The organism is Streptomyces sp. NPDC057302, assembly GCF_042667685.1.
Lineage (GTDB): Bacteria > Actinomycetota > Actinomycetes > Streptomycetales > Streptomycetaceae > Streptomyces.
Window position 1 is genome coordinate 1 of sequence record NZ_JBHUZJ010000047.1, and the last position, 18680, is coordinate 18680.

The 18680-nt window shown below is 69.9% G+C and carries 14 protein-coding genes; 6 read left to right on the top strand and 8 right to left on the bottom strand.

Translation table 11 applies throughout. The features are described from left to right. On the bottom strand, positions 1 to 201 hold a 201-nt coding region (locus tag ACFUPX_RS27980; RefSeq protein ID WP_383328386.1), incomplete at its 3' end, for a LacI family DNA-binding transcriptional regulator. Positions 202 to 586: 385 nt separating this feature from the next. Here ACFUPX_RS27980 and hisC point away from each other — a divergent pair. The 6 genes from hisC (at position 587) to ACFUPX_RS28010 (ending at position 11325) form a co-directional block, all read left to right on the top strand. Continuing rightward, positions 587 to 1666 (top strand): histidinol-phosphate transaminase, encoded by a 1080-nt coding sequence (gene hisC, locus ACFUPX_RS27985; RefSeq protein ID WP_383328389.1) that lies wholly within the window; start codon positions 587 to 589, stop codon positions 1664 to 1666. A 222-nt stretch (positions 1667 to 1888) separates the two neighbouring features. Further along, the gene (locus tag ACFUPX_RS27990) at positions 1889 to 3427 is read left to right on the top strand and encodes a cytochrome ubiquinol oxidase subunit I (protein ID WP_383328392.1); all 1539 of its coding nucleotides are present in this window, start codon (positions 1889 to 1891) and stop codon (positions 3425 to 3427) included. A 14-nt stretch (positions 3428 to 3441) separates the two neighbouring features. Further along, entirely contained in the window at positions 3442 to 4446 is a 1005-nt protein-coding gene (cydB, locus tag ACFUPX_RS27995; RefSeq protein WP_383328395.1) for a cytochrome d ubiquinol oxidase subunit II, read from the top strand. Positions 4447 to 4588: 142 nt separating this feature from the next. Continuing rightward, positions 4589 to 8215, top strand: a complete 3627-nt coding sequence (gene cydD / locus ACFUPX_RS28000) for a thiol reductant ABC exporter subunit CydD (protein ID WP_383328398.1) — start codon at positions 4589 to 4591, stop codon at positions 8213 to 8215. 103 nt (positions 8216 to 8318) lie between these two features. Beyond that, complete coding sequence (locus ACFUPX_RS28005; protein ID WP_383328400.1) at positions 8319 to 10055, top strand: GAF domain-containing sensor histidine kinase; 1737 nt, start codon at positions 8319 to 8321, stop codon at positions 10053 to 10055. Positions 10056 to 10263: 208 nt separating this feature from the next. Next, the gene (locus tag ACFUPX_RS28010) at positions 10264 to 11325 is read left to right on the top strand and encodes a M23 family metallopeptidase (RefSeq protein ID WP_383328403.1); all 1062 of its coding nucleotides are present in this window, start codon (positions 10264 to 10266) and stop codon (positions 11323 to 11325) included. Here the strand turns inward: ACFUPX_RS28010 and ACFUPX_RS28015 are convergent. The 7 genes from ACFUPX_RS28015 to ACFUPX_RS28045 form a co-directional block, all read right to left on the bottom strand. Beyond that, positions 11322 to 12224, bottom strand: a complete 903-nt coding sequence (locus tag ACFUPX_RS28015) for a Cof-type HAD-IIB family hydrolase (RefSeq protein ID WP_383328406.1) — start codon at positions 12222 to 12224, stop codon at positions 11322 to 11324. The genes ACFUPX_RS28010 and ACFUPX_RS28015 overlap by 4 nt on opposite strands. 61 nt (positions 12225 to 12285) lie before the next feature. Beyond that, positions 12286 to 13209, bottom strand: a complete 924-nt coding sequence (locus ACFUPX_RS28020) for an LLM class flavin-dependent oxidoreductase (protein WP_383328408.1) — start codon at positions 13207 to 13209, stop codon at positions 12286 to 12288. A 65-nt stretch (positions 13210 to 13274) separates the two neighbouring features. Beyond that, on the bottom strand, positions 13275 to 13823 hold the full coding sequence (locus ACFUPX_RS28025; protein ID WP_383328544.1) for an RNA 2'-phosphotransferase: 549 nt from the start codon (positions 13821 to 13823) through the stop codon (positions 13275 to 13277). 180 nt (positions 13824 to 14003) lie between these two features. Further along, positions 14004 to 14957 carry a MerR family transcriptional regulator gene (locus ACFUPX_RS28030; protein ID WP_383328547.1) on the bottom strand — a complete coding sequence of 318 codons (954 nt, stop codon included), beginning with the start codon at positions 14955 to 14957 and terminating at the stop codon, positions 14004 to 14006. A gap of 59 nt (positions 14958 to 15016) precedes the next feature. Then, positions 15017 to 15937, bottom strand: a complete 921-nt coding sequence (locus ACFUPX_RS28035; protein WP_383328550.1) for a metal-dependent hydrolase — start codon at positions 15935 to 15937, stop codon at positions 15017 to 15019. A 44-nt stretch (positions 15938 to 15981) separates the two neighbouring features. Beyond that, positions 15982 to 17763 carry an SDR family oxidoreductase gene (locus ACFUPX_RS28040; protein WP_383328411.1) on the bottom strand — a complete coding sequence of 594 codons (1782 nt, stop codon included), beginning with the start codon at positions 17761 to 17763 and terminating at the stop codon, positions 15982 to 15984. Further along, positions 17760 to 18611, bottom strand: a complete 852-nt coding sequence (locus ACFUPX_RS28045) for a M24 family metallopeptidase (protein ID WP_383328414.1) — start codon at positions 18609 to 18611, stop codon at positions 17760 to 17762. Before ACFUPX_RS28045 ends, ACFUPX_RS28040 begins: the two co-directional genes overlap by 4 nt. Positions 18612 to 18680 lie beyond the last annotated feature (69 nt).

An 18680-nucleotide genomic window follows, 5' to 3' on the forward strand; every position in this document is an offset into this window, starting at 1 on the left:
ATAGCCCAGCCGTTCGGCGACCTCGCGGACATGGCGTCGGGTGGCGTCCGGGAGCCGCCCTTTGCCGTTAAGAGCGTCGGAGACAGTCGTGATGGAGACACCGGCGGCGGCGGCGACGTCTCTGATGCCCGCTCGACTCTGCCGGTTGCCCCGGCGGGCGGTCTCCGCTCGGCTCACCTGGTGGTTCCCTGCTGCTGTCATGGCGAGCCGATAGTAGGGCTCATGAGGGTGGGTAGTGCGGACGCATATTCACTCGTTGACAGGCACGTTTCTGCATGGCCAAATCGGGTCAACGACCTTGGATTGCAAGGGAGTTGGTGGGTGTAGAGGCAGACGGTCCATTGTCGTCGCGTACGGGCCTGCCAAATGAGCGAGGTCTCGAAGAGGTCTCAACTCACCTTCACGGGTGATGCGCGCCACGGAGTGAGCCACCGGCGCGCGCTGGGGCAGGGAGCGCTCCCCCCTCGCCGTGCGCCTGCCGGAACCAATACCCCTGACCCATTCGCAGCAGAGCTGAATCCTCATAAGGTGAGGAGTATTGAAGTCAGGGTGTCCAGGTTTTCAGGTGTTCAAGAGGAGGACTGCGGTGAGCGAGACGAGCCCGAGGCTGCGTGCCGAGCTGGAGGGTATCCCCACCTACAAGCCGGGGAAGCCTGCCGCTGCCGATGGTCCGGTGGCCTACAAACTGTCATCGAACGAGAACCCCTACCCGCCCCTGCCGGGCGTCATGGAGAGCGTGCTCGCCAGCGCGGGCACGTTCAACCGCTACCCGGACATGGCGTGCACCGGCCTGATGAGTGAGCTCGCCGAGCGCTTCGGGGTGCCGGTGTCGCACGTGGCGACGGGCACCGGTTCCGTCGGCGTCGCGCAGCAGCTGGTCCAGGCCACGGCGGGCCCGGGGGACGAGGTCATCTACCCCTGGCGCTCCTTCGAGGCGTACCCGATCATCACGCAGGTGAGCGGTGCCACGTCGGTGAAGGTGCCGCTGACGCCGGGGGACGTCCACGACCTGGACGCGATGGCCGAGGCCATCACCGACCGGACGCGGCTGATCTTCGTCTGCAACCCGAACAACCCGACCGGCACGGTGGTGCGCAGGGCCGAGCTCGAGCGCTTCCTCGACCGGGTGCCGAGCGACATCCTGGTGGTCCTCGACGAGGCCTACCGCGAGTTCAACCGGGACGCCGAGGTGCCGGACGGCGTCGAGCTCTACCGCGACCGTCCGAACGTCGCCGTGCTGCGTACGTTCTCCAAGGCGTACGGCCTCGCCGGCCTGCGCATCGGCTTCGCGATCGCCCACGAGCCGGTGGCGGCCGCCCTGCGCAAGACGGCGGTGCCCTTCGGGGTGAGCCAGCTCGCGCAGGACGCCGCGGTGGCCTCGCTGCGGGCCGAGGACGAGCTGATGGGCCGGGTCGGCTCCTTGGTCTCCGAGCGCACGCGGGTGGTCGAGACGCTGCGCGGGCAGGGCTGGACGGTGCCCGAGACGCAGGCGAACTTCGTGTGGCTGCGGCTCGGGGAGCGTACGACCGACTTCGCGGCGGCGTGCGAGAAGGCCGGTGTGGTCGTGCGGCCGTTCGCGGGCGAGGGGATGCGGGCCACGATCGGCGAGACCGAGGCCAACGACATCTTCCTTCAGGTGGCGGAGGCGTTCCGCAAGGAGCTGTAGTGCCGTGACGAAGGGGGCCGGGGACGCTGCCCTCGGCCCCCTTCGCCGTGTCCGTGTGAGGTTCCCTTCAGTAAGGGGGACCCCCTGTCCCTGCTCGGAACCGGTACGACATAATGCTTGTGAATGTGAACGCGTTCACAAGCGTGTCCCGGTTAGTCCCAAGGTAAGTGGGATTAAAGGGGCAAACTGCCGATGTGATCACGGCCGTAAGGAGAAGTCGACGTGGATCTGGCTCTGGCGCCCGAGACATTGGCGCGATGGCAGTTCGGCATCACCACCGTCTACCACTTCCTGTTCGTCCCCCTGACGATCTCGCTGGCCGCCCTCACGGCGATCCTGGAGACGGCCTGGGTGCGCACGGGCAAGGAGCACTACCTCAGGGCGACCAAGTTCTGGGGAAAGCTGTTCCTGATCAACATCGCGATGGGCGTCGTCACCGGCATCGTCCAGGAGTTCCAGTTCGGCATGAACTGGTCCGACTACTCGCGCTTCGTCGGTGACATCTTCGGGGCCCCGCTCGCCTTCGAAGCCCTCATCGCGTTCTTCTTCGAGTCGACCTTCATCGGCCTGTGGATCTTCGGCTGGGACAAGCTCCCCAAGAAGCTGCACTGCGCCACGATCTGGATCGTCTCCGCCGGGACCATCGCGTCGGCGTACTTCATCATCGCCGCCAACGCCTTTATGCAGCACCCGGTCGGCTACAAGATCGTGGACCGGGACGGCACCAAGCGCGCGGAGCTCACCGAGTTCTCGAAGGTGCTCTTCCAGGAGACGACGCTGGTCAACTTCTTCCACGTCATCTCGGCGGCCGTCCTGGTCGGCGGCGCGTTCATGACCGGCATCGCGATCTTCCACCTCCGTAAGAAGCAGCACATCCGCACCATGCGGATGTCGATGCGGCTCGGCCTGGTGACCGCGTTCGTCGGCACCCTGCTCACCGTGGTCAGCGCCGACACCCTCGGCAAGGTCATGTACGAGCAGCAGCCGATGAAGATGTCGGCCGCCGAGGCCCTGTGGGAGTCGCAGAAGCCGGCGCCGTTCTCGCTCTTCGCGTACGGCGATGTGTCCAAGGGGCACAACGACGTGGCCATCGAGATCCCCGGAATACTGTCCTTCCTCGCCAAGAACAACTTCAGCGCCGAGATCCCCGGCATCAACGACCTGAACAAGGAAGCGCAGGAGAAGTACGGGCCCGGCGACTACCGGCCCAACATCCCCACCGCCTACTGGTCCTACCGCTGGATGATCGGCTTCGGCGGGGTCTCCATGATCCTGTGCACCGCCGGGCTCTACCTCACGCGGAGGAAGTTCTGGCTCGCTCCGGAGCACCGCACGGGCGAGGACGACGTGCCCAAGCTGATGCTCACCAAGAACAGGGAGCTGACGCCGAAGCTCGGCAATTGGTGGTGGCGGCTCTCCCAGTGGACGCTGATCTTCCCCCTCATCGGCACCGCCTGGGGCTGGATCTTCACCGAGACCGGGCGTCAGCCCTGGGTGGTCTACGGCGTCCTGAAGACCAGGGACGGGGTCTCGCCGGGGGTTTCGCAGGGTGAAGTGATCACCTCGCTGGTCGTGTTCACCGCGGTCTACGCGATCCTCGCCGTGATCGAGGTGAAGTTGCTGCTCAAGTACGTCAAGCAGGGGCCGCCCGAGCTCACCGAGGCCGACCTCAACCCGCCCACCAAGATCGGCGGTCCGGGAGCCGGATCGGGCTCGGACAGTGATGAAGACGCCGACCGGCCCATGGCCTTCTCGTACTGAGGGAGTTGATCGATATGGAACTTCACGACGTCTGGTTCGTGCTGATCGCCGTCCTGTGGATCGGCTACTTCTTCCTGGAGGGCTTCGACTTCGGGATCGGCGTCCTCACCAAGCTGCTCGCCCGCGACCGGACCGAGAAGCGGGTCCTCATCAACACCATCGGTCCCGTCTGGGACGGCAACGAGGTGTGGCTGCTCACGGCGGGCGGCGCGACCTTCGCGGCCTTCCCCGAGTGGTACGCGACGCTCTTCTCCGGCTTCTACCTGCCGCTGTTGATCATCCTGCTCTGCCTGATCGTGCGCGGTGTCGCCTTCGAGTACCGGGCGAAGCGGCCCGAGGAGAAGTGGCAGCGCAACTGGGAGCAGGCCATCTTCTGGACCTCGCTGATCCCGGCGGTGATGTGGGGCGTGGCCTTCGCCAACATCACGCGCGGCGTCAAGATCGACGCCCACAAGGAGTACGTGGGCACCTTCTGGGACCTGCTCAACCCGTACGCGATCCTGGGCGGCCTGGTCACCCTGACGCTGTTCACCTTCCACGGCGCGGTGTTCGCCTCGCTCAAGACGGTGGGCGACATCCGGGTGCGGGCCCGGAAGCTCGCGCTGGGGCTCGGTCTGGTGACCGCTGTCCTTGCGCTCGGGTTCCTGATCTGGACGCAGGCGGACAACGGCGACGGCAAGAGCATGGTCGCGATGGTCGTGGCCGTGGTCGCGCTGGTCGGCGCCATCGGGGCGATCAAGATGGGGCGCGAGGGCTGGTCGTTCGCGCTGTCGGGCATCACGATCGCCGCCGCCGTCGCGATGCTCTTCCTGACGCTCTTCCCGAACGTCATGCCGTCGTCGCTGAACGAGGAGTGGAACCTCACGGTCACCAACGCCTCGTCGAGCCCCTACACGCTGAAGATCATGACCTGGTGCGCGGGCATCGCGACGCCGATCGTGCTGCTCTACCAGTCGTGGACCTACTGGGTGTTCCGCAAGCGGATCGGGACGCAGCACATCGCGGATTCCGCGCACTGAGTTCCTGGCGGCACACTGATCGCCTGGCGGCACAGTGAGCTCCTGGCGGCACACTGATTCCTGGCGACGCACTGAGGCGTCCGCTTGCTGATCTCGGCCACTGATTTCCCGTTCCTCGGTTTCTTCGGAGGGTGTGTTTCACGTGAAACCGATCGACCCGCGTCTGCTCCGGTACGCCCGTGCCACTCGGTTCTTCCTGATCGCGGTGGTGGTCCTCGGTATCGCCGGGGCAGGCCTCGTCGTCGCCCAGGCGATGCTGATCGCCGAGATCGTGGTCGGGGCCTTCCAGAAGGGGCTCGCCCTCGGTGACCTGGGGACGCCGTTCGTCCTGCTCGCGGTGGTCGCGGCGGGGCGCGCGCTGGTCGCCTGGCTGACCGAGCTCGCCGCACACCGGGCGAGCGCGGCGGTCAAGTCGGAGCTGCGGGGACGGCTGCTCGAGCGGGCGGGGCAGCTGGGTCCGGGCTGGTTGAGCGGGCAGCGGACGGGATCGCTGGTGTCGCTGGCCACGCGGGGCGTGGACGCACTCGACGACTACTTCTCGCGCTATCTGCCGCAGTTGGGGCTCGCGGTGGTGGTGCCGGTGGCGGTGCTCGCGAGGATCGTCACCGAGGACTGGGTGTCCGCGGCGATCATCGTCGTGACGCTGCCGCTGATCCCGGTCTTCATGATCCTGATCGGCATGGCGACCCAGAACCGGATGGACCGTCAGTGGCGGCTCCTCTCCCGCCTGTCGGGGCACTTCCTGGACGTGGTGGCGGGTCTGCCGACCCTGAAGGTGTTCGGACGCGCGAAGGCGCAGGCGGAGTCGATCCGGCAGATCACGGGCGAGTACCGGCAGGCGACGATGCGGACGTTGCGCATCGCCTTCCTGTCGTCGTTCGCCCTGGAGCTGCTCGCGACGCTGTCGGTGGCGCTGGTCGCGGTCACGATCGGGATGCGGCTCGTCCACGGCGACATGGATCTGTACGTGGGTCTGGTGATCCTGATCCTGGCGCCCGAGGCCTATCTGCCGCTGCGCCAGGTCGGTGCGCAGTACCACGCGGCGGCGGAGGGGCTCTCGGCCGCCGAGGAGATCTTCGAGGTTCTGGAGGCTCCGGTGCGGGCCGCCGGGACGGGTGCGGCGCCGGACGGTGCGCTGAGCGTGGAGGGCGTGACGGTCCGGTATCCGGGGCGGACGTCGGACGCGGTCTCCGGGGTGTCGTTCACGGTGGAGTCCGGCGAGACCGTGGCTCTGGTCGGGCCCAGCGGAGTGGGCAAGTCGACGCTCCTGGACGTGATCCTCGGGTTCGTCGAGCCTGCCGACGGGCGGGTGTGCGTCGGGGGCGTGGACCTGGCCGAGGTCGCACCGGAGCGGTGGCGGGAGCGGATCGCCTGGGTGCCGCAGCGGCCGCACCTGTACGCGGGTTCCATCGCGGAGAACGTACGTCTGGCGCGGCCCGACGCGGACGACGCCTCGGTGCGGGACGCGCTGCGGTCGGCGGGCGCCTGGGAGTTCGTCTCCGCGCTGCCGGGCGGTGTGGAGACGCTGCTCGGTGAGGACGGGGCCGGGCTCTCCGCCGGTCAGCGGCAGCGGCTCGCGCTGGCGCGGGCGTTTCTCGCCGACCGGCCTGTGGTGCTCCTGGACGAGCCGACCGCGGCTCTGGACGGCGAGACCGAGGCGGGGGTCGTCGAGGCGGTCCGGCGGTTGGCCGTGGGGCGGACCGTGCTCCTGATCGTGCACCGGCCCGCGTTGCTGGGTGTCGCGGACCGGGTCGTGCGGCTGGAGGCCTCGGCCGATCGTGGCCGCCAGCCGGAGCCGAACGTACCGGCCCTCGCGCGGAGGGCGGCTGCCGAGCCGAACGTACCGGCCCTAGCGCGGACGGCGGCTGCCGAGCCGCTGGGCGACGTGGTGGTGCCGGGCAGCCGGGCGGCGGACGACGCGCCCTCGGGGCTTTCGGGTGCGTCCTCGGATGTGCCGGGTGCCTCGTTGGAGGTGCCGGGTACCTCGGTGGCCGCGGCGGAGAGTCCCCGGCGGAAGGCCGATGTCCTTGCCCGGGTGCGGGATGCCGCACAGGCACGCAAGGGCAAGCTCGCGCTCGCCCTTCTGCTGGGCTCCCTCGCCATCGGCAGCTCCGTAGGGCTCATGGCCACCTCCGGGTGGCTGATCAGCCGGGCGTCCGAGCAGCCCCCGGTGATGTACCTGATGATCGCCGTGACGGCCACGCGTGCCTTCGGGATGGGCCGCGCCGTCTTCCGCTACGCGGAGCGCCTCGTCTCGCACGAAGCGGTCCTGCGCATGCTGGCCGACACCCGCGTGGCCGTCTACCGGCGCCTGGAGCGGCTCGCCCCGGCCGGGCTCAGGAAGACCCGCCGCGGGGACCTCCTCTCCCGCCTCGTCGCCGACGTGGACGCCTTGCAGGACTACTGGCTGCGCTGGCTGCTGCCCGCGTCGTCCGCGGCCGTCGTGGGCGCGGGAGCCGTCGGCTTCACCGCCTGGCTGCTGCCGGAGGCGGGCGCGGTCCTCGCCGCCGGTCTGCTGCTCGCCGGGGTGGGCGTACCGCTGCTCTCCGGGGCCGTCGCCCGCAGGGCGGAGCGCAAGCTCGCCCCCGCGCGCGGGGTGCTCGCCACCCGCGTGGCCGATCTCCTCACCGGCACCGCCGAGTTGACGGTCGCCGGCGCGCTGACCCGGCGTACGGCCAAGGCGAAGGAAGCCGACGCCGACCTGACCCGGATCGCGTCCAGGACCGCCACGGCCACCGCGCTCGGCGACGGTCTCGGCGCGCTCGCCACCGGTCTCACCGTGGTCGCCGCCGCACTCGTCGGCGTACCCGCGGTGCACGACGGGCGGCTCAGCGGCGTCGCGCTCGCCGTCGTCATCCTGACCCCGCTCGCCGCCTTCGAGGCGGTCACCGGACTGCCCCTCGCCGTGCAGTACCGCCAGCGGGTCAGGAAGAGCGCCGAGCGCGTCTACGAGGTCCTCGACGCCCCCGAACCCGTACCCGAGCCCGCCGTCCCGGCACAGCGCCCGCAGACGCCCTTCCCGCTGCGTGTCGAGGGGCTGCACGCCCGGTACGAGGGGCAGGAACGGGATGCTCTCGACGGCGTCGGTCTGACGCTGGAGCGCGGGCGGCGCATCGCGGTGGTCGGTCCGTCGGGTTCCGGCAAGACGACGCTCGCCCAGGTGCTGCTGCGCTTCCTGGGGGCGAGCGAAGGAACGTACAGCCTGGGCGGCACGGACGCGGCCACGCTGGACGGCGACACCGTGCGCGAACTCGTCGGCCTCTGCGCGCAGGACGCGCACGTCTTCGACAGCTCCGTACGCGAGAACCTGCTCATCGCGCGCAAGGGCGCGAGCGACGACGAACTGCGGGGCGCCCTCGCGCGGGCCCGGCTGCGGGAGTGGACCGACTCGCTCCCCGAGGGGCTCGACACCCTGGTCGGCGAGCACGGGGCCCGGCTCTCGGGCGGCCAGCGGCAGCGCATCGCCTTGGCCCGCGCGCTGCTCGCCGACTTCCCCGTCCTCGTCCTCGACGAGCCGGCCGAGCACCTCGACCTGCCGACCGCGGACGCCCTCACCGACGATCTCCTCGCCGCCACGGCGGGGCGTACGACCCTGCTCATTACGCACCGGCTCGCCGGGCTCGACGCGGTGGACGAGGTGATCGTCCTGGACGCGGGCCAGGTGGTGCAGCGCGGGGCCTACGCGGATCTCGTGGTGGTGGAGGGGCCGCTGCGGCGCATGCTGGAGAGGGAGCGGGCGGCGGATCTGCTGGTGAGGGCGGCCGGGTAGGGGCGCCGGGACGGGGCTGCGGGCGCGTGGTGTGAGGGTGGAGCCCTTGCCGGACAGCGGCGCCGACTTTCCTCGCCAAATAGGACTAACTACTCTCAAAGGCATGTCAGCCCCCTCGGCCTCCGCCGCCTCTCCGCCACCCGACGGCACATCGGACCCGATCCAGGCGGCGAAGCAGGCGACCCGCGGCCTCCAGGGGCTCTCCCCCGAGCTGACCGCACGCGTGCCGCAACTCCTCGAGGCGATGCGCTCCGTCGGCGCCGGACTCGAACTGCACACCACGCTCGACCGCATCTGCGAGACGGCGGCCGAGCTCGCGGATGCCCACTACGCGGCGATCGGAGTCGTCTCCGAAGACGGCAAGGGGCTCTCCGACTTCGTCTACTTCGGCATCGGCGAGGAGACCGCCAAGCGGATCGGGCACCTGCCCGACGGACACAAAGGGCTGCTCGGCGCCCTCATCCACCATCCGGAGACCCTGCGCCTCGCGGATCTGTCGGCCGACCCGCGCTCGTGCGGCTTTCCCGCCCATCACCCGCCGATGCGGACCTTCCTCGGCGTTCCCATCCGCGTCCAGGGCGAGATCTTCGGCAACCTCTATCTGACCGAGAAGCGGGGCGGCGGCGACTTCAACGAGTACGACGTCCACATGGTCCGCGTGCTCGCCACGGAGGCGGGCATCGCCATCGGCAACGCCCGCCTCTACGAGGCCGCCATGCAGCGTGAGCGCTGGATCGATGGCTCCGTGGCGGTCACCACGGCGCTGCTCTCGGGGAGTGACGCGGAGGAAGCGCTGGCCGTGGTCGCCGAACAGGCGCGCCATCTCGCCGACTCGGCCGCCGGGATCGTGCTCCTGCCCGACGACGAGGGAGGCATGGAGATCGTCGCCGTCTCCTCGGACGAACCCTCCGGGATGCTCGGCGTGATCATCCCCCCGGAGAGCCGGATCATCACCGACCTGCTCGCCGGGGACTCCGTGTTCCTCGACGACGCGGCCACGGATCCGCGCGTCATGACCGACCTCGCCCGTGGGTACGGTCCCGTCATGATGCTGCCGCTGCAGAGCGACGGCCGTGTCGTGGGGACGCTCGTCACGCCACGCGCGCGTGGCGCACGGCCGTTCAGCGAGACCGAGCGGACCCTCGCCACCCAGTTCGCCTCGCAGGCCGCGCTCGCGCTGATGATGGCCGAGGCCCAGCGCGACCGTGAACGGCTCGCGGTGTACGAGGACCGCGACCGGATCGCGCGGGACCTGCACGACCTCGTCATCCAGCGGCTGTTCGCCACCGGGATGATGCTGGAGAGCGCCCAGCGCAGGTCCGTCGTGCCCGAGGTGCAGACGGGTGTGGGCAAGGCCGTCGACGAGCTCGACGTGACGATCCAGGAGATCCGGACGGCGATCTTCGCCTTGCAGCAGGGCCCGGCCGAGGCTCCCTCCGGTCTGCGTACGCGTGTCCTGCGCGAGATCAACATGGCCGCGGTGCCGCTCGGCTTCAAGCCCTCGCACCACTTCGTGGGCCCCGTGGACACGGTGGTCGGCGAGCTCACCGGCAAGAACCTCATCGCGGCCCTTCGGGAGGCGCTGTCCAACGCCTTCCGGCACGCGGGCGCCGACCGCATCGACGTCGTCGTCGACGGGACGGTGGCCCTCCCCGACGGTCAGCAGGGCGTGCGCCTGACGGTGTCGGACGACGGGGTGGGCATCGCGCGGGGCGGCAGACGCAGCGGCCTGAAGAACCTCAAGAGGCGTGCGGAGTCGCTCGGCGGGGACAGTTGGTACGGGTCCGGCATCGGGGAGGACGGCGGCGGTACGACGGTGGTGTGGCAGGCGCCGTACTGAAGCGGCCCTCTACGGGGAGCCGTTTTTGAACCGGCCCTCTACGGGGAGGGCGTTACTGAACCGGCCCTCTACGGGGGCGGCGATGGTGAACCGGCCTCCCCGGGAGCCCTGTTCGGGCGTACGGCAGTGGTCCGTTCGGGGCATCGGGTGCCCCGGGTGTACGAGTCGGGCAGGACCCGGCGACGGGGGCAGGGCAACGATCCCTGACATGCGCTTGAGCCACCGCCGTACCCACCACCCGCTCTTCACCGTGTCGGTACTGCTGTGCGCGCTCCTGTGCCCCACGCCCGCCGACGCCACGGACGCCTCCGACGAGCCGGACGACGGGCCGGGCACGAGCGCCGAGGTGGCCCGGCTCTACGAGGAGGCGTCCGCGGCGACCGTGCGCTACGAAGCGGGGCAGCGTGCCGCCGAGGTGCAGCACGCGAAGGTCCGGAAGCTGGACCGGCTCCTCACCAAGGAGCGGCACGCGGTCGATGTGCTGCACGGAGACCTCGGCCGGATGGCCAGCGCCCAGTACCGCAGCGGCGGCGGCCTCCCCCAGACCGCTCAACTCCTGCTCGCCGACAGCCCCGAAGAGCTGATGCGAGGTCAGCGGCTGCTGTGGCAGGCGGACCTCGCCGTCACCAACGCCGTCACCAAGACCCAGCGGGCCGCCGCCAGGCTCGCGGACGCCAAGCGCACGGCGGACCGGGCCAGACGCAGCCTGGACCGGCGCAACGAGCGCCTCACGAAGCTGAAGCGCGGGATCGAGAGCAAGCTGGAGACGGCGCGGTGGACGCTGCAGGGCGAGGCCGACCGGTCGGTCGCCGCCGGGCAGTGCAGGGGCGCCGTACGCCTGGACCAGCCGGAGACGGACTCCACGCGCGCGTGGGTGACGCCCGTGGAGACCTACGAACTGTCGGCGGGCTTCGACAGCGCGGGTGCGCGGTGGTCGCACCGGCACACCGGGCAGGACTTCGCGGTCGGCATCGGGGCGCCGGTACGGGCGGTCGGAGCGGGCCGGGTGGTGTCCGTGTCGTGCGGGGGAGGCTTCGGCATCGAGGTCCTGGTGAAGCACAAGGGCGGCTACTACACGCAGTACGCGCATCTGGCCGCCGTCACCGTCGACCAGGGGGACCGGGTGGATCCCGGGCAGTGGGTCGGGCAGGCGGGCACCACCGGCAACTCGACGGGGCCGCACCTGCACTTCGAGGTGCGGCTCACGCCGTATCTGGGGTCCGGGGTGGATCCGGCCGAGTGGCTGGACGAGCGGGGAGTGTCGCTCTAGCGGGCTGCTTGGTCTTCGTCCTGCTGCTCGCTCAGGATCCGCTCGATGACGACCGCGACGCCGTCCTCGTTGTTGGCGACCGTGCGTCCCGATGCGGCGGCGAGCACGTCCGGGTGCGCGTTGCCCATCGCGTACGACGTACCCGCCCAGGTGAGCATCTCGATGTCGTTGGGCATGTCCCCGAAGGCGACGACCTCCGCGGGCGTGATGCCGCGCTCGGCGCAGCACAGTTCCAAGGTGCTGGCCTTGGAGACGCCGGGGCCGCTGATCTCCAGGAGGGCGCTAGGGCTCGACCGGGTGATCTCGGCCTGTCCGCGCACGGCCGCGCGGGCCATGACGAGGAAGTCGTCGGGCGCGATCTCGGGGTGGAAGGCGAGGACCTTCAGGATGGGCTGGGTGGCGTTGTCGGAGTCCTCGGCGAGGAGCTTCTCCGCGGGGGCGATGCGCTCGCCGGGCTCCAGGTGCAGGGGCGGGTACGTCGGCTCGTGGTGCAGTCCGCCGGTCCGCTCGACCGCGAAGGACGTGCCGGGGGCCGCCGCGCGCAGGAGGCGGACGACGTCGAGTGCGTCCGCGCGCCGCAGCTCCCGCACCTTCACGAAGCGATGGCCGCCCGATCCGTCGTGCAGATCGACCACGGCGGCGCCGTTCCCGCAGATGGCGAGGCCGTGGCCGTGGACGTGGGAGCTGACGACGTCCATCCAGCGGGCCGGGCGGCCGGTGACGAAGAAGACCTCGATCCCGGCCCGTTCGGCGGCGGCCAGTGCCGCGACGGTGCGGTCGGACACGGACTTGTCGTCACGCAGCAGGGTGCCGTCCAGGTCCGTGGCGATCAGCCGGGCCTTGGGCCGGTGGGGGACGGGGGCGGCCGGGGGCTTGGGCCGTGGGGTAGCTGAGGTCACGCCATCGATTGTCCCGCACATACGTGCACGGGCGTGCGCTGGGGCGCACATCTGAGTGCCTTTACACCTCTGCTGTGCCGCCTCCCAGCTGGACGAGGGCCTCCGTGGCGATCCGCTCGAAGATCTTCTCGTCGGCCTCGAACGCGGTCCCCGGCAGCGGCCAGTGCAGAACGATCTCGTTGAAGCCCAGCTCAGCGTGGTTGCCGGCGAAGTCCACGAACGCGTCGAAGGAGTCCAGGGGACCGCCCGGGGTGAATCCGGTAAGCAGGATCTTGTCGAGCTCGGCGACGTCACGGCCGATCGCGTCGCACGCCGTGGCCAGTTTCTCGGCCTGCCCGCGGATGGCTTGAAGTGACTGCTCCGGGGTGCCGTTCTCGAACAGCTTCGGGTCGCCCGTGGTCACCCACGCCTGTCCGTGGCGCGCGGCGAGCTTCAGGCCGCGCGGTCCGGTGGCGGCCACCGCGAAGGGGAGCCGGGGGCGCTGGACGCAGCCCGGGATGTTCCGCACCTCGGACGCCGAGTAGTACTCGCCCTCGTACGAAACGACGTCTTCGGTAAGAAGGCGGTCGAGCAGGGGCAGGAACTCGCCGAAGTGGTCGGCCCGCTCGCGCGGGGTCCAGGGTTCTTCACCGGACTTGAGCAGCGCGGTGGCGTCGAAGCCGTTGCCGCCCGCGCCGATGCCGAGGGTGATGCGGCCGTCGGACACGTCGTCCAGCGTGATCAGGTCCTTGGCGAGGGTCACCGGGTGCCGGAAGTTCGGCGAGGTGACCAGAGTGCCGAGGCGCAGCCGGTCGGTGGCGGCCGCGGCGGCGGTCAGGGTCGGCACCGCGCCGAACCAGGGACCGTCCCGGAAGGTCCGCCAGGAGAGGTGGTCGTAGGTGTACGCGGTGTGGAAGCCGAGTTCCTCGGCCCGCTGCCAACGCTCCTTGCCGCCCTCGTGCCAGCGGCGGACAGGCAGGATCACGGTGCTCAGACGCAAACTCATGTATCAGAGCGTATGCCCCGCGGGCCGGTCCGGCTTTCAGCTGAACCCGCTGCTCAGCCAGGGGGTCAGTGCTGGTCCGGGAAGCGGATGTAACCCGGGGGCACGGCGGCGGTGAGCCATACGCCGTTGGCGCTGACCTGGAACACCTGTCCGTCGCGGTGCAGGGCGCCCGCGTCGACGGAGAGCACGACGGGCCGGCCGCGGCGGGCGCCGACGCGGGTGGCGGTCTCGCGGTCGGGTGAGAGATGCACGGCATGGCGGTTCATGGGCCGCAGGCCTTCGGCGCGGATCGCGGCCATGTTGCGGGCCACCGTGCCGTGGAAGAGATAGGCGGGCGGGGTCGCCGTAGGCAGGTTGAGGTCGACGTCGATGGAGTGGCCCTGGCTGGCGCGGATCCGGCCGCCCTGAACGGCGAAGCGCTGTTTGTCGTTCACGGCCACCACGTGCTCCAGCTCGGCACGGGTGAAGCGGAAGCCGTGTGCCGTCGCCGCGGCGATGAGGGCGTCGATGTCCGTCCAGCCGCTCTCGTCCAGCGTGAGTCCGATGCGCTCGGGCTCGTGACGCAGGTGCTTGGAGAGGTATTTCGACACCTTCACGGTGCGTCGCTCGTCCATTGCTTCGGTGGAGGGGGGTTCTCTATTCATCCATTCAGCCTCGCCCCGAACCGTTCTTCCCGCACTTGATTTTCGTCCACCGACTTTTCATCCATCACTTTTCGTCCACAGGTTTGATCCACAGCCAAGTCCAGTTATCCACAGGGGAATTGGCGATTCTGTGGACAACGCCCAAACTATTCACGCCTTTTGGTCAACAACTCCACTTTTGGCATGACTTGCGGCAAGTGCATCCAATGTCCTGGCCTGTACTTCTCGTTCGGCTGCCGCGGCGATGAACGCGGCAGCGCTCTCCCACCCAACGAGCGCCTCGACGGCCTGCATTGTCGATGCCGGAAGTGCCACCGGAAGCGGCTCATCCGTGCGTTGGGCGGGTTGTCCGTGCGCGAGGTGCTGCTGAAGGTGGCGGGTGGCGAACAGACGCATCGCGCGCGCCAGTTCGGCATCGACCGATTGCTGGGCGAGCGGCCTCAGGCGTCGCACGAGAGCGGCGGCTTCCGCCGCGTCCGCCTCGCTCGGTGGGTTGTGCCCGAGATAGCGCGCGAAGACATGCTCGGTCGTGAACTCCAGGAAACGGGACGCTATGTGCTCGACCTGCCCCCTCAACTCCCGCAAATGGCCCGAGATCGCGGACAACGGAACACCGGCGGCATGCAACTCCACCGCCACCGCCAGCTCTTGAGGACTCGGCACCAGGAATTCGTCGTCCCGGCCCGGCATGGGCTCCAGCACGCCGAGCGCGACCGCGTCGGCCACCGCCGCCTCGTCGGGGTCGCCGCCGAACGCCGCGTCCAGCTCCGCCCGGGTCATCCGGTCGGCCTTCTCGTCCGTCCACGGCCCCTCGACCTCGGCGGCGAGGCCCAGGACGCCGCTGAGCCCCCGGCCCGCGTCCCAGGCCTCCAGGAGCTCCTTGATGGAGGCCAGGGTGTAACCCCTGTCGAGCAGATCGGCGATCTGTCTCAACCGGGCCAGGTGCGCGTCGCCGTACACGTTGGCCCGGCCGCGCCGCTCGGGCCGGGGGAGCAGGCCGCGGTCCTGGTAGGCGCGGATCGTGCGGACCGTGGCGCCGCTGTGGTGCGCCAGGTCCTCGATGCGGTACTCCACCGGCCTGGGCTCGGTGCCGTGGTGATCCACCGGCCCCCGTCCCGCGCCCGACTGCTCGTCCACGCTCCCCGCCTCCGTAAACCCTCGTGCTAGGCGATGGCCGCTCGGCCGACCGCAGCGGCCGCGGCCCGAGCCGCGGGTGACACCGCCAGATATTCGACGGCCTTGCGCAGCGAGCCTTCCTGCGAGGGATGGTACGACCGCCGCAGGTAGCGGGGTATGGCCGTACCGAGCTCCCGCCAGGTGGGCAGCAGGCCCTTCCTGACCGCCTTGTTGTGCTCGGTCAGGGAGTAGCGAAGGCGGCCCGCGAGCTGGGGGTCCCTGCGCATCAAGTAGGCGGTGCCCCAGATCCACAGGTAGAGCATCACGGGCGCGGTGACCGTCATGCCCGCGATGCGGCGGGCATAGCGGGACAGGCCGTCGCCGCCGCAGTGCTCGTACATGTCGAAGGCGACCGAGCGGTGCTCGACCTCCTCCGCGCCGTGCCAGCGCAGCAGATCGAGCATGACCTCGTCGGCGTCCGCGTGGTCCAGGCCCTCGGCATGCAGCACCCAGTTCCCCAGGACCGCCGTGAACTGCTCGATCGCCGCCACGACCGCGAGACGGAAGCGCAGCCACTCCTGCGTCGGTATCGGAGCCCCCAACGGAGGATTCTCACCGAGGAGCTTCTCGAAGAGGAGGTCGACGTACTTGGTGAACGCGCCGGTGTCGAGCCGCTGCGCCGCCAGGTGGTCGAGCACGTGCGCATGCTGCACGCTGTGCGTGGCCTCCTGGCCCATGAACCCCTTGACGTCCCCCAGCAGCACCGGATCGGTGACCAGGGGCAGGCCCTCCTTGAAGACCTTCACGAACCACCGCTCCCCCGCCGGGAGAAGCAGATGCAGCACGTTGATGACGTGGGTGGCGGTGGGCTCGTCCGGTATCCAGTGCAGCGGGGTCTGTTCCCAGTCGAACGAAACCCGGCGCGGAACGATCGCGTAGTGCTCCCCGGCACTCGTGCCGGTGCTCAGGTCGGCGCTCGTGCCGGTGCTCGTGTCAGTGCTCTTCTCCGTGCTCACAGCGGCGGCTCCAATCGGGCGATCGCACGCAGGGCCTTGGGCGTGAAGCGGGACATGAGGTGGGCGCCACGGGCCTCCGGGGTGACCGGGACCACGGCCTGGTTCTTGACGACCGCGCGCAGGATCGCGTCGGCGACCTTCTCCGGCGGGTAGTTCCGCAGGCCGTACAGGCGAGAGGCCTTCTTCTGGCGGCGCTTCTCCTCCTCGGCGTCGACCCCGGCGAAGCGGGCGGTCGACGTGATGTTCGTGTTCACGAGCCCCGGGCATATCGCGGAGACCCCGATGCCCTTGCCCGCCAGCTCCGCGCGCAGGCACTCGCTCAGCATCAGGACCGCCGCCTTGGAGGTGCTGTAGGCGGGCAGGGCCTTGGACGGCTGGAATGCCGCCGCGGACGCGGTGTTGACGATGTGGCCGCCCTGGCCGCGCTCGGCCATCTGCTTGCCGAAGAGCCGGCAGCCGTGGATCACGCCCCACAGATTGACGTCGAGGACCTTCTTCCAGTCCTCGGTGCTCGTGTCGAGGAATGAGCCGGAGAGACCGATCCCCGCGTTGTTCACCAGGACGTCGACGACGCCGTACTCCCTGGCGACCTTCTCGGCGAGCTTCTCCATGGCCTGCTCGTCGGTCACGTCGACCGTCTCGCCCCAGGCCTCGGGAGCCCCGACCAGGCGGGCCATCTCCGCCGTGCGCGCCGCGCTCTCCGCGTCCCGGTCGACGGCCACCACGCGCGCGCCCGCCTCGGCGAAAGCGAAGGCGATGGCCCGGCCGATGCCGCTGCCCGCGCCCGTGACCAGGACCAGCTGACCGCCGAAGCGATCGGCGTGCTTCCCCGTGGCCGCGCTGTCGTTCACGGGCACGCCGTCCTCATTGCTGGTGACGAAGTCGGTGATCCAGGCGGCCAGTTGGTCCGGCCGGGTGCGGGGCACCCAGTGCTTGGCCGGGATGCTGCGGCGCACCAGCTCAGGGGCCCACTGCTCCAGCTCGTCATAGAGCCGCTCCGAAAGGAACACGTCGCCGGACGGCGTGATGAGCTGCACGGGTGCGTGCGCGTAGGCGTCGGCGCGGGGCCTGCGCATCCGCGCGCGGACGTTGTCGCGGTAGAGCCATGCTCCGTGCGCGGCGTCCGACGGCAGCGACGAGGTCGGGTAGTCGCCGGCAGGTACCTTCTCCATGCGCTGGAGGATCTTCGGCCACTGCTTGCCGAGGGGGCCGCGCCAGGCGAGCTCGGGGAGCACCGGCGTGTGCAGCATGTACACGTACCAGGACTTGGCGCCCTGGCCGAGGAGCTGGCCGACCTTGCGCGGCGTGGGCCGGGTCATCCGCTTCTTGATCCAGTGCCCGAAGTGGTCGAGCGAGGGCCCCGACATCGACGTGAAGGACGCGATGCGCCCCTCGGTGCGCTTGACCGTGACGAACTCCCAGGCCTGCACCGAACCCCAGTCGTGGCCGACCAGATGCACCGGCTTGTCCGGGCTCACCGCATCGGCGACGGCCACGAAGTCGTCGGTCAGCTTCTCCAGGGTGAAGCCGCCGCGCAGCGGCTGCGGAGCCGTCGACCTGCCGTGGCCGCGCACGTCGTAGAGCACGACATGGAAGCGGTCGGCGAGGCGCTCGGCGACCTGCGACCACACTTCCTTGGAGTCCGGATAGCCGTGTACGAGCAGCACCGTGGGCTGCGTCGGGTCGCCCAGCTCGGCGACGCACAGCTCCACTCCGCCCGTACGCACCCAGCGCTCGCGGGCGCCTTCGATCCCCTTGGTGATTCCTTGCGCGGTCATGCGGCGGCCCTCTCCTCAGCCCAGCGCCGCACATGCGGCAGATCGTCGTCCAGCCAGAAAGCGCTCTGCTCGGGATCCTTGGAGTCGGTGACGACCAGGATCTCCTCGAACTTCGCGCCCGTACCCCTGAATCCGAGGTGCGGTTCGACCGCCCAGAGCCCCGGCCGGGGTGGGTGGTCGGAGAATTTGTACGGCGACCACAGCGGGGACCAGCCGTCCCGGTGGCCATGGATCGCGTCGCTCGCCAGGCCCTTGAGGGACTGCGTGCCGAAGCCGAAGACATGCGGCGACCTGCGGCGCTCCTTGACCCGGTCGATCTTGTGCGCGATGACGCCGAAGGGATACGCGCGATGGCGGTTCGCATAGCCCTGGCGGACCATGAGCCGGTCCACGTCCTCGTAGATCCCGCGCAGCGTGCGCCGCTCGCGCACCTCGCGCAGGAGCAGCTCGCGGTGCGCCTCCAGGTCGGAGAGCAGCTTGTCGTGCAGGGGGTTCAGGCCCAGACAGCCCGAGTAGCCGATGTCCGCCGTGTATCCCTTGTAGACCGGGGCCATGTCGAGGATGAAGGGCATCCCCGGCTCCAGTCGGCGGTTGGTGGGGAAGAACTGCAGCGGTATCCGGAAGTTCACGAACGCCGTGCGGTCCCCGAACCAGGCGAAGGGCAGGTGGAACCAGTCCCGCACGCCCCGCTCCCGCAGCCACTCACGCTGCATCCGCGCCGCCTCGCGCTCGGTCACGCCCGGCTTGAGCTGCGCCGCGACCGCCTCCGCGCATTCATACGCGAGGGTCTGCACTTCCCTGAACCCCCGCAGTTCCGCGGAGAGTTCGCCTGCCACTGCTGAGGTCATGCCACCGTCCCGTCCGTGTCCGGTCCATCGCAGTACGCGTTCGTAACTTGACACTGATGAATGTGACAA

Bases quoted from the DNA above. Each gene is read 5' to 3' on its own strand.
- cydB (WP_383328395.1), top strand. From the start codon at position 3,442: ATGGAACTTCACGACGTCTGGTTCGTGCTGATCGCCGTCCTGTGGATC.
- ACFUPX_RS28005 (WP_383328400.1), top strand. From the start codon at position 8,319: ATGTCAGCCCCCTCGGCCTCCGCCGCCTCTCCGCCACCCGACGGCACA.
- ACFUPX_RS28010 (WP_383328403.1), top strand. From the start codon at position 10,264: ATGCGCTTGAGCCACCGCCGTACCCACCACCCGCTCTTCACCGTGTCG.
- ACFUPX_RS28020 (WP_383328408.1), bottom strand. From the start codon at position 13,209: ATGAGTTTGCGTCTGAGCACCGTGATCCTGCCTGTCCGCCGCTGGCAC.
- ACFUPX_RS28025 (WP_383328544.1), bottom strand. From the start codon at position 13,823: ATGGACGAGCGACGCACCGTGAAGGTGTCGAAATACCTCTCCAAGCAC.
- ACFUPX_RS28040 (WP_383328411.1), bottom strand. From the start codon at position 17,763: ATGACCGCGCAAGGAATCACCAAGGGGATCGAAGGCGCCCGCGAGCGC.
- ACFUPX_RS28045 (WP_383328414.1), bottom strand. From the start codon at position 18,611: ATGACCTCAGCAGTGGCAGGCGAACTCTCCGCGGAACTGCGGGGGTTC.